The 12,467-nt window shown below is 71.0% G+C and carries 13 protein-coding genes; 6 read left to right on the top strand and 7 right to left on the bottom strand.

The genetic code is table 11. The features are described from left to right. Nucleotides 1-13: 13 nt before the first annotated feature. Together ABT001_RS11540 and ABT001_RS11535 are read right to left on the bottom strand one after the other, a co-directional pair. Nucleotides 14-763 carry an ABC transporter permease gene (locus ABT001_RS11540; RefSeq protein WP_351275509.1) on the bottom strand — a complete coding sequence of 250 codons (750 nt, stop codon included), beginning with the start codon at nucleotides 761-763 and terminating at the stop codon, nucleotides 14-16. Between the two features lie 10 nt (nucleotides 764-773). Continuing rightward, nucleotides 774-1,556 carry an ABC transporter ATP-binding protein gene (locus tag ABT001_RS11535; RefSeq protein ID WP_351275507.1) on the bottom strand — a complete coding sequence of 261 codons (783 nt, stop codon included), beginning with the start codon at nucleotides 1,554-1,556 and terminating at the stop codon, nucleotides 774-776. A gap of 82 nt (nucleotides 1,557-1,638) precedes the next feature. On the opposite strand from ABT001_RS11535, the gene ABT001_RS11530 reads away from it, so the two are divergent. The 4 genes from ABT001_RS11530 (at nucleotide 1,639) to ABT001_RS11515 (ending at nucleotide 6,499) form a co-directional block, all read left to right on the top strand. Next, complete coding sequence (locus ABT001_RS11530) at nucleotides 1,639-2,280, top strand: TetR/AcrR family transcriptional regulator (protein WP_351275505.1); 642 nt, start codon at nucleotides 1,639-1,641, stop codon at nucleotides 2,278-2,280. Nucleotides 2,281-2,407: 127 nt separating this feature from the next. Next, entirely contained in the window at nucleotides 2,408-3,256 is an 849-nt protein-coding gene (locus ABT001_RS11525; protein WP_351275503.1) for a 3-hydroxyacyl-CoA dehydrogenase family protein, read from the top strand. Nucleotides 3,257-3,496: 240 nt separating this feature from the next. Next, nucleotides 3,497-3,820 carry an STAS domain-containing protein gene (locus ABT001_RS11520; protein WP_014154038.1) on the top strand — a complete coding sequence of 108 codons (324 nt, stop codon included), beginning with the start codon at nucleotides 3,497-3,499 and terminating at the stop codon, nucleotides 3,818-3,820. A gap of 210 nt (nucleotides 3,821-4,030) precedes the next feature. Beyond that, complete coding sequence (locus ABT001_RS11515; protein WP_351275501.1) at nucleotides 4,031-6,499, top strand: ATP-binding protein; 2,469 nt, start codon at nucleotides 4,031-4,033, stop codon at nucleotides 6,497-6,499. A gap of 69 nt (nucleotides 6,500-6,568) precedes the next feature. Here the strand turns inward: ABT001_RS11515 and nucS are convergent, their stop codons facing one another. Continuing rightward, the gene (gene nucS / locus ABT001_RS11510; protein WP_014154036.1) at nucleotides 6,569-7,240 is read right to left on the bottom strand and encodes an endonuclease NucS; all 672 of its coding nucleotides are present in this window, start codon (nucleotides 7,238-7,240) and stop codon (nucleotides 6,569-6,571) included. Nucleotides 7,241-7,509: 269 nt separating this feature from the next. Between nucS and ABT001_RS11505 the strand changes: the two genes are divergently transcribed. After that, the gene (locus ABT001_RS11505) at nucleotides 7,510-7,902 is read left to right on the top strand and encodes an SCO5389 family protein (RefSeq protein WP_351275499.1); all 393 of its coding nucleotides are present in this window, start codon (nucleotides 7,510-7,512) and stop codon (nucleotides 7,900-7,902) included. Between the two features lie 91 nt (nucleotides 7,903-7,993). Here ABT001_RS11505 and ABT001_RS11500 read toward each other — a convergent pair whose 3' ends face one another. Then, nucleotides 7,994-9,025 carry an LLM class flavin-dependent oxidoreductase gene (locus tag ABT001_RS11500; protein ID WP_351275497.1) on the bottom strand — a complete coding sequence of 344 codons (1,032 nt, stop codon included), beginning with the start codon at nucleotides 9,023-9,025 and terminating at the stop codon, nucleotides 7,994-7,996. A gap of 214 nt (nucleotides 9,026-9,239) precedes the next feature. On the opposite strand from ABT001_RS11500, the gene ABT001_RS11495 reads away from it, so the two are divergent. After that, nucleotides 9,240-9,569 (top strand): Rv1322 family protein, encoded by a 330-nt coding sequence (locus tag ABT001_RS11495; RefSeq protein WP_351275495.1) that lies wholly within the window; start codon nucleotides 9,240-9,242, stop codon nucleotides 9,567-9,569. Nucleotides 9,570-9,582: 13 nt separating this feature from the next. Here ABT001_RS11495 and ABT001_RS11490 read toward each other — a convergent pair whose 3' ends face one another. From ABT001_RS11490 to ABT001_RS11480, 3 genes are all read right to left on the bottom strand, one after another. Beyond that, on the bottom strand, nucleotides 9,583-10,440 hold the full coding sequence (locus ABT001_RS11490; protein WP_351275493.1) for an ABC-2 transporter permease: 858 nt from the start codon (nucleotides 10,438-10,440) through the stop codon (nucleotides 9,583-9,585). Next, nucleotides 10,437-11,543, bottom strand: coding sequence for an ATP-binding cassette domain-containing protein (locus ABT001_RS11485; protein ID WP_351275491.1), 1,107 nt, complete (start codon nucleotides 11,541-11,543; stop codon nucleotides 10,437-10,439). The genes ABT001_RS11490 and ABT001_RS11485 overlap by 4 nt, the downstream gene beginning before the upstream one ends. A 140-nt stretch (nucleotides 11,544-11,683) precedes the next feature. Continuing rightward, complete coding sequence (locus tag ABT001_RS11480; RefSeq protein ID WP_351275489.1) at nucleotides 11,684-12,463, bottom strand: ABC transporter permease; 780 nt, start codon at nucleotides 12,461-12,463, stop codon at nucleotides 11,684-11,686. Nucleotides 12,464-12,467: the final 4 nt, after the last annotated feature.

The raw sequence follows: 12,467 nt of genomic DNA, 5'->3' as shown, positions 1-12,467 counted from the left end.
GGGGTCAGCGTAGTTACGCACCGGCCCTGCGGAAGACGCGTGTGCCGACCGTCACGGCCAGAAGGGCGAACGCGAGCGCCACCAGCACCCCGTACAGCATGTGCGCCGTGGCGTACGAGCCGATGTAGGCGTCCCGCACCGCGTCCACGAGGTAGCGGAAGGGCGTGAAGTGCGACAGCACGTCCAGCCACGCGGGCCCGAGTGTCATCGGCAGCATCAGGCCGGAGAGCAGCATGGCCGGCATGGTCAGTGAGTTGATCACGGGCCCGAACTCCTGTGGCGTACGCACCTTCATGGCCAGGGCGTACGACAGCGAGGCCAGCGAGACCGTCAGCAGGCCCACGAAGGCGAAGCCGATGAGCACCCCGGGCAGCGGTGCGCGCAGCCCCATGACCAGCGCGGCGAGCACCAGCAGCACCGCTTGGAACATGAACAGCAGGGCGTCCCGCAGAACCCTTCCCAGCAACAGCGCCAGACGGCTGACAGGGGTCACGCGCATGCGCTCGACCACCCCGGTCGACTGCTCGATGATGAGGGAGAAACCGGTGAAGGAGGCACCGAAAAGGGCGAGTTGAAGGAGCAGACCGGGCACCAGGACCTGCCAGGAGTCGCCCGCCGAGCCGAGCGGGAGAGCCGTGAGGAGCGGGCCGAAGAAGAGCAGGTAGAGCAGCGGCATCAGGATCCCGAAGAAGATCTGGAACCGGGAGCGCAGGGTCTGCCGGACGTACCGGCCGAAGATCAGCGATGTGTCGTGGAGAAGCATCGGGCACGTCCTATACGGCGACGGGGGTGGTCTCGGCGGCAGCCGGGGACCGCCCGGTGATCGCGAGGAAGGTGTCGTGGAGCGAGGCGTCGGGGGAGCCGGCGTGCTCGGTCCTGAGCGCGGCCGGCGCACCCTCGGCGACGACCAGGCCGCCGTCGATGACGACCAGCCGGTCCGCGAGGGCGTCGGCCTCGTCGAGGTAGTGGGTGGTGAGCACGACCGTGGTGCCGAAGTCGTCCCGGAGCCCTCGGACCAGCTCCCACAGGTCCTCCCGGCTGCCCGGATCGAGCCCGGTGGTCGGCTCGTCGAGGAAGAGCACGGCGGGGCGGTGGGTGAGGCCCATGGCGATGTCGAGGCGCCGGCGCTGGCCGCCGGAGAGCGCGGCCGTCCTGCGGTCGAGCAGGTCGCCGAGTCCGAGTCGCGCGGCCAGTTCCGTCGTGCGCGCGATGGCGTCGGCCTTGCCCAGCCGGTACAGCCTCCCCTGGGTGACCAGCTCCTCCCGCACGGTGACGTGAGGGTCGACCCCGCCGGACTGGGCGACGTAGCCGCACTTCCCACGGACCCCCGCCGGGTCCCCGGCCAGGTCGCAGCCGGCGACGGTGGCGGCGCCGCCCGTGGGGGCGAGCAGTGTGGTGAGCATGCGCAGCGTGGTGGTCTTGCCCGCGCCGTTGGGCCCGAGCAGCCCGACGATCTCTCCGGGCATCACGGTGAGATCGACCGAGCGCACGGCGTGGACCGGTCCTGCCTTGGTCGTGAAGGTCCGGGAGAGCCCGGACGTACTGATGATTGGCATGGAGACCACAAAAACAGAGAGACTGAAAAAATGCAATGACACCAAGATTTCATCGACACCACCCGATCCGTAGGATGGGTGCATGGCTGAGGGACTGAGGGAGCGGAAGAAGCGTCGGACGAGGCAGCACCTCTCGGACGTGGCCACCTGGCTCTTCGTGGAGCGGGGCTTCGACGCGGTCACGATCGCCGAGATCGCCGAGGCCGCCGATGTCTCGGCGAACACGGTGTACAACTACTTCCCGGCCAAGGAGGATCTCTTCCTGGACCGCAGCAGTGGCGTCATCGACCGGCTCTCGCGCTACGTCCGCGGCCGAGACAAGGGGGAGTCGGCCGCCGACGCCGTCCTGCGCGAGCTCCGGATCCAGGTGGAGGGCGTCTCGCCGACGGTCGGCCTCATGGACGGGTACGCGAGCTTCATGCGGGTCATCGAGGGCGCCGACAGCCTCAAGGCCCGCCTCTGGCACATCGGGCAGGAGGCCCAGTTCCACCTGGAGGGAACCCTGCGGGAGGAGACCGGCGCGGACCCCGGTGACCGCCTGCCGGTCCTGGTGGCCGGGCAGCTCTCGTGGGTGCACGGCGCCCTCATGGCGTACATCGGCGGCGAGATGGTCGCCGGCCGGGCGGCGAACGAGGTCTCGCGTGACGCGCTCGTCCTGCTCGACGAGATGGAGGGCCTCCTCGGCGGGAAGGTGCTCAACTACGCACGGCGCGCCGCCGCGTGACGCCGGCCGGTGTGATGTCCGTCATGTGAGACGTGACGCGCATCTCTTCACGGCCTCACGGCCCCTCACGGGTACTAACCTCCGCCGGAGAGCATGCGAACAACCGAGAAGCATTGGGGTGCGAAACGTGGCCAGGAAGCTTGCCGTCATCGGCGCCGGACTCATGGGGTCCGGTATCGCGCAGGTCTCCGCCCAGGCGGGCTGGGACGTCGTACTGCGTGATGTCACCGACGAGGCCCTGGCCCGGGGGCGCGGCGGCATCGAGGCCAGTTACGGCAAGTTCGTGGCCAAGGGCAAGCTGGAGGCCGCCGACGCCGAGGCCGCGCTCGCCAGGATCACCACGACCACCGACCTCGACGCCGTGGCCGACGCGGACGTCGTCGTCGAGGCCGTCTTCGAGAAGCTGGAGGTCAAGCACGAGATCTTCCGTACGCTCGATCAGGTCGTCCGGGAGGACGCCGTCCTCGCCTCCAACACCTCCGCCATCCCGATCACCAAGATCGCGGCCGTGACGGAGCACCCGGAGCGGGTCGTCGGGGTGCACTTCTTCTCGCCGGTCCCGATGATGCGGCTCTGCGAGCTGGTGCGCGGATACAAGACCAGCGACGAAACGCTCGCCACCGCAAGGGAGTTCGCCGAGTCCGTCGGCAAGACCTGCATCGTCGTCAACCGTGATGTCGCGGGCTTCGTCACCACCCGGCTCATCTCGGCGCTCGTCGTCGAGGCGGCCAAGCTGTACGAGTCGGGCGTCGCCTCGGCCGAGGACATCGACACCGCCTGCAAGCTGGGCTTCGGCCATGCCATGGGCCCGCTCGCCACGGCCGACATGACCGGCGTCGACATCCTCCTGCACGCCACGGGCAACATCTACACCGAGTCCCAGGACGAGAAGTTCGCCGCTCCGGAGCTGATGCGCCGGATGGTCGACGCAGGTGACATCGGCCGCAAGAGCGGGCAGGGTTTCTACACCTACTGATCACGAACGGGCCCCGGGCGGTCTGATGCGCCGTCAATCAGACCCGGGGGCCCGGGATCCGACGCCCACGGCGCACGGATCCCGCGACACCACCGATATCGAGTTCACCCCTCGGGGTGAATTCGATATCGGTTCGCTCACAGACGGCAACTTCCCTGTCACTGCGGCAGTCAGTTGTGGCAGAGGCAGAGAGAAACCAGACAGACAGACCTAGCTGCGGAGTACTTCCGGGGAGCGCATATGCACATCAGGGGCGACCACGCCGAGCTGGTCGTCGGGGGCCGCCTCGACGTCCGAAGCGCGGCGGACGCCCGTACGGTTCTGCACTCGGCCGTCGACGACGGAGCCGGCGATCTCGTGCTGAACCTGACCGAGCTGGACTCGTGGGACGCCACCGGCCTCGGCGTCATCATGGGCGCGCACCGCAGAGCCGGCCGGGCCGGCCGGCGGCTGGTGCTGCGCGGCGTGCCGCCGCAGATGCAGCGGCTGCTGGTGGCGACGAGGCTGCACAGGATCCTGGCCATCGAGGGCGGGCTCGCCGCGGACTCCCTGCCACGCGTCTGACGGCGTCCACGATCCACGCACAATCCTCACGAGAATGTGGTGTCGGGGCGGCGCGGCCCCCCGCCGGTTCGTGGATACTGTGCGAAGGTTTAGGGTTCGGCCGTCTGCCGATCGACGAGGACCCACTGGCGGACACCGGACCGGGAGCGACCGCGGGCGTGCGAGACCGGTGGGGGCAACCGCGCGCTGCGCGTCTGGGGGGCTTTGACGATGGACCCGACCAATCGGGGACCGGAAGAGTACGGCCATGACCGTTCCGGTGATGACGGCGGGCGACGGCGACAGCCCCGCGACCCGCTGACGCCCGACTTCGGGCACCAGACACCGCAGCAGGCGCGCATGGTGCAGCTGACGACGGGTGACTTCCTGCTCACCGTCAATCCGGTCGACGGCAGCGAGATCGAGCCCTGCCGGCCGGGGGAGCGGCCCGAGGCCCCCACGCGGTACACCGCCGCCCAGCGGGTAGAGCGCGAGCGCGCCGCCGCGCCGCCCGTCCCTCCGGGGCCACCCGCCCCGCAGATGCCACTCCTGGAGCGTCAGGAAGAGCGTGAGCGACTGGTGCGGCTGCTCTCCCGCGGACGCTCGGTGCGCCTCACCGGACCGGCCGGGGCCGGCCGCACGGCCCTCCTGGACGCCGTCGCGGGCGACTGCGCCGACCTGGCGCCCGACGGGGTCGTACGGCTCTCCGGATACAAGCGGAGCGCCACGGAGCTGCTGTACGCACTGTTCGGGGCCGTCTACGGCGCTCCGCTGCACCGCCCCGACCGCGAAGGGCTCCTGGCGCTCCTCCACGGAGTCGGCGTCGTCGTCGTCGTCGACGACCTGGAGCTCGGCGGTGCCGCGCTCCAGGAACTGCTCGACGCCACCCCGGAGTGCGCGTTCCTCTTCGCCGCGACCCCCGAGGTGTCCGCACCCGCGGCCGAGGCGAACCTCGAAGAGGTCTTCCTCACCGGTCTCGGCCGCAGCGCCTCGATCGAGCTCATGGAACACGTCGTGGAGCGCGCGCTCACCGACGAGGAGGCGAACTGGGCGGGCGACCTCTGGTTCGAGTCCGAAGGGCTGCCCCTGCGGTTCGTCCAGGCCGGAGCCCTGCTGCGTCAGCGCGACGACCTGCACGCCGGCCAGGGCGCGGCCGACGGTGACGACGACCCCGCCGACGCGTCTCCCTTCGGGCGGCCCGAGCCGGCCGACCTCCCGCTGCCCAGCCTCGGCGAGGGCGCGGCGCCCGCCGCCCTGCTCGCGTCCCGGCTGACCGAGGCGGCCCGCGAGACCCTGCGCTTCGCGGTCGCGCTCGGCGGCGAGGTGCCGCACCAGGCGCACCTGCCGGCCCTCGTCGGGGACACCCACGCCGACGCGGCACTGGGCGAGCTGGCCCTCACCGGCATGCTCTCCCCGGCCGGGCCCCGCTACCGCCTGGCCGCCGGGGTCCTGACCCAGCTGGAGGCGAGCGGATACGGCGAGAGCGCCGACGCGCACGCCCGCAGCGCCGCCCAGCACTACGCCTGGTGGGCCGGGCACCCCTCCGTCACCCCGGAACGCGCCGTCGCCGAGGCGGACGCCCTGCTCGCCTCCATGGCCCGGCTCGTCCCCGCCGAGGCCCCAGGACAGGCCAGCGTCGCCGTCCTGCTGGCCCGCAGCGCCGCTCCCGCCTTCGCGGCGGGGATGCAGTGGGGTGCCTGGGAGAAGGCCCTCAGGACCGGACAGGAGGCCGCACGGATTGCCGGTGAGGTGGCGGAAGAGGCCTACTTCCACCACGAGTTGGGCGTACTCGCGCTCTGCACCGGTCATCTGGACCGGGCCAGGGCCGAGCTGGAGGCGTCCGTCGGCATGCGCGGCGCGCTCGCCGACAAGGCCGGTGCGGTGGCCGGCCGCCGGGCCCTCGCCCTCGTCGCAGACCGCTCCGGCGAACCGGTCCTCCGCACCCCGGTGGGCGAGGAGGTGCCGGCCCCGCGCCATGACGAGTCGGCCCCGCCCCCCGGCGGCCTCCCGGCGTCCACCCCCCTCTTCCCCCGTCAGACGGCCGAGACCTCCACGACCCTGCTCACCCGGCAGAGCCCGCCGCCCGCCCGGGGCCCCGGCGGTCCCCTGGGGGTGCTCCGGGGTGCCCGGCGCAACATCGTCGCGGTGGGCGCGGGCGCGCTGCTTGCGGCCGTGCTCGGCACGGTGGTGACGCTGGGCGCCACTTCGGGCGAGGAGGAGCCGGAGGGGCAGACCGTCACGACGGAACAGTCGGCGAACGCGGACGACAGCGAGAACGGCCTCGGCGCGGACGAGCCGACCGACGACCCGGCCACCGACGAGGGCACGGCCGGCGGCGACTCCACGACCGGCGCCCCGTCCGGCACGGCTTCGCCCTCCCCGAGCGGCTCCCCCTCGCCGAGCAGCTCCAGCCCCGGCACGACCCCGGGACCGGGCACCCCGTCGAGCAGCGCCCCCACCGGTGAGGACCCGCCGACGGAGGAGAGCCCCGAGCCGACGAAGTCGACTCCCGCGCCCACCGAGTCCGAGCCCGGGACGGAGACCCCCACCGAGACCCCGACGGACCCGCCCACCACGGAGGAGCCCCCGACGGAGGAGCCTCCCACGGAGCCCGAGACCTCCAACTCGGCGAGCGGCCCGGCCGAGACCGTCACCGCCTCGGCGACGGAGAGCGCTCCCGCCTCGCCGGCCGTGGTCTGAACGCGGAACCGCCGTACGGTCCCGGGGAACCGGGCCCGTACGGCGGTCGGGGGCAACAGCTCCCGGGGATCAGAACAGTCGCAGCTTGTCGTCCTCGATGCCCCGCATCGCGTCGTAGTCGAGGACCAGACACCCGATCCCACGGTCCGTCGCCAGCACCCGGGCCTGCGGCTTGATCTCCTGCGCCGCGAACACGCCCCGCACCGGTGCCAGATGCGGATCGCGGTTGAGCAGCTCCAGATAGCGGGTCAGCTGCTCCACGCCGTCGATGTCACCCCGCCGCTTCAGCTCCACGGCCACCGTCGCGCCGTCCGCGTCCCGGCACAGGATGTCGACCGGGCCGATCGCGGTCGGGTACTCGCGGCGGATCAGGGTGTAACCCTCGCCGATCGTCTCGATGCGGTCGGCCAGCAGTTCCTGGAGGTGCGCCTCCACACCGTCCTTGATGAGCCCCGGGTCGACACCCAGCTCATGGGACGAGTCATGAAGGATTTCCTCCATGGTGATGATCAGTTTCTCGCCCGCTTTGTTCACCACGGTCCAGACGCCTTCGTTCTCGTCGGCGCCCTCCTTCAAAGTGCACGGCGGGGACATCCAGTTGAGGGGCTTGTACGCCCTGTCGTCGGCATGGATCGAGACGCTGCCGTCCGCCTTCACCAGGATCAGACGGGGGGCGGAGGGCAGGTGGGCAGTGAGCCGGCCCGCGTAGTCGACGGAGCAACGGGCGATGACGAGACGCATGGTCGGCAACGCTACTCGACGACCACGGGTCCACGCGATTCCCGGACTCCGTCCGGTAGCCCCCTTGACGTCTGCCGAACGGACACCGATCGGGCTTGCCCCTCTTTGCGACCGTTCGTTATTGGCCGGTTGTGTTCCCAATCTCCTGGTGCGGCCCGGACTGCGCGCTTACCGTGGAAGCAGGAGGTCGCCGTCTGTGTACACAGCGTCGCCGTCCTGCCCTGCCCGTAAGGCCCCGCCCACCTGTCGGGGTCGCGAGAGGAGAACCCATGTCGCTCGACGTCTCACCGGCGCTGTTGGAACAGGCCGAGCGAGGCGAGGTCGACGAAGCCGACTTCGTCGACTGCGTCCGGACCTCCCTGCCTTACGCATGGGAGATGATCAGCTCCCTGGTGGCCCAGCTGAAGGTCGACGGCGGAGAGTTCGCCGACAACCAGACGCCCCCGCCGGACGAGCAGGCACGCGGCCAGCTGCTGCGTGCGCTCGCCAGTGACGCGATACGCGGCGCGCTGCAGCGCCACTTCGGAGTGCGCCTGGCATTTCAGAACTGCCACCGCGTCGCGGTGTTCCCGCTGGACGGTTCGGTCGACGAGCGGCTGGCCCGATTCACCTCGGTGAGGGGCCAGTTGCTCAACCAGTCGCCCGGGCTTCGGGACTGCTGAGTGCTTCTGCTGCCGCTTCGGGCCGCGGGAGGTGCAACTGGCTCCGGGGCGGCAGCTCCCGCACCACCAGGACACCACGAGCGTGAACGTGTCACTCCAGCAACGGCAGCACTTCCGTGCCCAGCCGCTGCACATTCGTCTCCGTCGCCGCGAGATCACCCGACCCCTCCACCATGAGGGCGTAGCGGGTGATGCCCGTGCGCTCCGCCGTGGCCGCCAGCCGGTCGGCGGCGAGACGGGGCGGGCCCACCGGGTGCAGACCGCAGAGGAACTCCGTGTACGCGACGGGGTCGCGCATCATCCGGTGCCGGCCGTCGACCGTCACATGGGCGTCGAGTCCCTGACGCAGCCAGCCCGGCATCGCCTTCACGAGCGTCTCCACGGCGTCCGCGGGACTGTCGGCGATCTGGGCCACCCCTGCGGACACATGTGCTACCCGCTCCACGACCTCCGAGGACTGACCGGCCTCCCGGGCGGCCGATCGCCACAGGGCGGCCATGTCGGCCTTCTCCTCGTCGCCGCAATGCATCCCGAGGAGCATCGGCAAACCCTTTTCAGCGGCGAGTTTCACGCTTTTCGGCGATGTGCAGGCGACGATCACCTCGGGCCCCGGAGGGCCGTCGCCGAGCAGCTCGTCCGTCCGGGGGACCACGGCCACCTCACGGAAGCCGAACCGCTTCCCGCGCCCCGCCACCCGGGGCGCGTCCAGCCAGTCGAGCAGCAGCTCAAGCGCCTCGGGGAAGCCCTTCTCGTACGCCTCCAGCCCGCCGCCGAACACCTCCAGGTCGACCCACGGACCACCACGCCCCACCCCGAGGGAGAAACGCCCTCCACTGGTCAGGTGCAGCAGCGCGGCCTGCTCGCCGAGCATGACGGGGTGCTGGTTGGGCAGTACGCTCACCGCCGTGCCCACCCGGATCCTGCGGGTGCGGCCGAGCAGCAGGGCGGCCAGGGTCGTGGCGGACGGGCACACCCCGTACGGCACGAAGTGGTGTTCGGCGAGCCAGACGGAGTCGAGCCCCGACTCCTCCGCGACCTCCGCGGACCGGACGGCCCGGTGCAGGGCCTCACCCTGCCCCTGGCCCGGGAACTGGGCTGCCAGCACGAATGTTCCTACGCGCATCTCTCCTGCCTCCTTACGGCCGACGCGGCTGTCCCCCAGTGGCACCAACGTCTGACACGTGCCAAAGGCACGGTCCAGGGCGAAGTTGTTGCGATTTTCCGGTTACCCACTCGCCCCGCAGCTGCTCACACGCCACGCCCGACACGGGCCGGCGGCCGATGGCTCTAGGCTGGTCGGAACGATCCGCCCGAACCGCCGCCCCGTGAGGTGTCCCGTGTCCCCGCGCCGCAACCGCCCCCGAGGCGGCGAGAGTCCTCACAGCACCGCCCGAGAGGCCGGTGAGCGGTACGGCGGGGGCGGTGCCACGGAGAGCTGGCAGGGCGAGGAGTGGTCGGTCCGCCCGGTGGCCGGCGCGAGCGCGGCCGGCAAGCGCTACCGCTGCCCCGGCTGCGACCAGGAGATCCCGTCCGGGGTACCGCACCTCGTCGCCTGGCCCGAGTTCGGCGGGATCGACGACCGCCGGCACTGGCACAAGGCCTGCTGGAACGCGAGGGACCGCCGCACCACCCGGGTGCAGCGGTCCAGGAACGCTCCGCGCTACTGAGTCCCGGGAGTCCTCAGACGTCCCGCCGGTCCAGCGCCGCGAAGGCGCCGGCCATGGCCACCGCGGTCACCCCGACGATGATCCACACCGGGTCCCAGCCGCTCGGCCCCGCCGAGGTCATCGACGTGTTGTACAGCGCGCCGAGCTGGTTGGGGATCGAGTACTGGAAGAGCGCGTTCTGCACACCGGCCAGCGACGGCGAGAACATGAACATCGCCAGCACGAGCGGGAGCAGCACCACCGCGATCATGATCGTGATCGCACCCGCCGAGTGCCGGATGATCGTACCGAGCGCGAGCGAGAGCAGCCCGAGCGTGGCGACGTAGAGGCCGACCCCGACCGTCGAACGCACCCACAGGCCGGTGTCCGGAGTGGCGCCGTCCAGGATGGCCGTCTGCAGGACACCGACGACCCCGGTGGTCACCGTGGTGATCGTGAAGGACAGCAGGAAGAAGACCACCGACTTCGCGATCAGTATCCGCGCCCGGCTCGGGCACGCGGTCAGCGTCGTACGGATCATCCCGGTGCCGTACTCGGACGCGATGGTCAGCACGCCGAGCGTCATCACACAGATCGATCCGAGCAGTACGCCGAAGAATCCCATGCTGAGCACGGGGGCGTCGTCCAGGGGGGCGTCCGACAGGTTGACGACGAGCGCGGTGAGCAGCCCGATCCCGACCAGGAGCACGATCATCACGCCGAGCGTCCACATCGTGGAGCGCACGGAACGGATCTTCGTCCACTCGGAGGCGATCGCGTCACCGAGGCCGGGAGAGCGCACGGGAATCGGTGAGGCGTACGGACCGGGAGGGGCACCCCAGCCCTGCTGCTGGGGGGCCTGGTGCTCCTGGGGGGTCGCCGGCATCGTCATCGGGGGTCCTCGGTGGTCTCGGGCACGGCCCCGTCCGCGGTGGCCGGTGTGTCTGCGGCGTACGGATTCTGTCCCGGCGGCGGCGGGGCGTACCAGCCCTGCTGCGGGACCTCCGGCGCACTCGGGGGCGCGTGGACGGGCTGCCCGTAACCGGGCGGCGGCAGCTGGAGCCCTTCCTTGGCGTCCGCCGTCGAGCGGTAGTCCACGGCGCCCTGCGTCATCCGCATGTACGCCTCCTCCAGTGACGCCAGGTGCGGGGAGAGCTCCCACAGCCGGACGTCCGACGCATGGGCCAGATCACTGATCCGGGGGAGCGGGAGTCCGGTGACGCGCAACGCCCCGTCCGGCTCCGTCATGACCCCGCCGCCCGCCTCCGCCAGCGAGGCGGTCAGCTTCTCCCGCTCCTCCGGCCGGTCGTCGGGGACTCGCACCCGCGCGAAGCCGGCGGAGTTGGCGGAGATGAATTCCGCGATGCTCATGTCGGAGAGGAGCTGCCCGCGGCCGATCACGATCAGATGGTCGGCGGTGAGTGCCATCTCACTCATCAGGTGGCTGGAGACGAAGACGGTGCGGCCTTCGGAGGCCAGCTGCTTCATCAGGTTGCGGACCCAGAGGATGCCCTCGGGGTCGAGCCCGTTGACCGGCTCGTCGAAGAGCAGCACCTGCGGGTCGCCGAGCAGCGCCGCCGCGATCCCGAGCCGCTGGCCCATACCGAGGGAGAAGCCCTTGGACCGCCTCTTCGCTACGTCCTGCAGCCCGACGACGCCGAGGACCTCGTCGACCCGGGCCGCCGGGATACCCGCCAGCTGGGCCAGGCTCAGCAGGTGGTTACGCGCACTGCGCCCGCCGTGCACGGCCTTGGCGTCGAGCAGGGCGCCCACCTGGCGCGGGGCGTTGGGAAGGCTGCGGAAGGGGTGGCCGCCGATCGTCACGTGTCCGGACGTCGGCCGGTCCAGGCCGAGCATCATGCGCATGGTGGTGGACTTGCCCGATCCGTTGGGACCGAGGAACCCCGTCACGGCACCGGGCCGCACCTGGAAGGAAAGGTTGTGCACGGCCGTCTTCGCGCCGTAGCGCTTGGTCAGGCCGACTGCCTCGATCATTCTCCAGCCCCATCGACTTATCTCTCGTCGGGGCCCAGGCCTCTGCGGCCGCACACCCCCGTAAGAGTTAGGAGGATAACCAGCCGTGGGCGGTTCCGGCCAAGCCGCTCCACGGGGCGCCCGTGTCCCGGGCGCCCCGTTCAGGCGTCCCGCCTCTTCAGCACGAGGTAACCGCCGACGAGCGCGGCGACCACCCACAGCGCCATGATCCCGAGCCCGGCCCAGGGCCCGTACGGCGCCGGGTCGCTGTTCATCGCGTCCGGGACCACCTGCATGATCTTGGAGCCGGCCTGGTCGGGGAAGTACCGGGCCACGCTCTTGGCGACCGGGACGGCCGAGAGGATCTGCGAGACGAGGAAGAAGAACGGCATCAGGATGCCCAGCGACAGCATGGAGCTGCGCAGCATCGTCGCCACCCCCATCGAGAAGATCGCGATCAGGCCCATGTAGATGCCGCCGCCGAAGACCGCGCGCAGCACGTTCTCCGCCCCGATGCCGGTACCGCGGTCGCCGAGCAGGGCCTGGCTGAGGAAGAACGTCACGAAGCTGGTGGCGAGGCCGACCACCAGGGCCAGGAGGCCGGCCACCGCGATCTTGCTGAAGAGGAACGACCCGCGCTGCGGCACGGCGGCCAGCGATGAGCGGATCATGCCGGAGCTGTACTCCGTGCCCACCACCAGGACACCGAAGACGACCATCGCCAGCTGGCCCAGGACCATCCCGGAGAAGCTCACGAACGTCGGGTCGAAGGTGGCCCGCTCGGCGGCGGAGAGATCGTCGAACTGGCTGTTCAGCAGAGCGCTCAGGGCCGCGCCCATGGCGACGGTGACGAGGAACGCGGAGATCAGCGTCCAGGTGGTCGACGAGACCGTACGGATCTTCGTCCACTCGGAATTCAGGACCGCGGGTACCGATGCCATCGCC

Source organism: Streptomyces sp. NPDC002793 (assembly GCF_040295485.1).
Lineage (GTDB): Bacteria > Actinomycetota > Actinomycetes > Streptomycetales > Streptomycetaceae > Streptomyces.
Note: the sequence above shows the minus strand (reverse complement) of the source record. Positions and strands in the feature narration are given on the sequence as shown.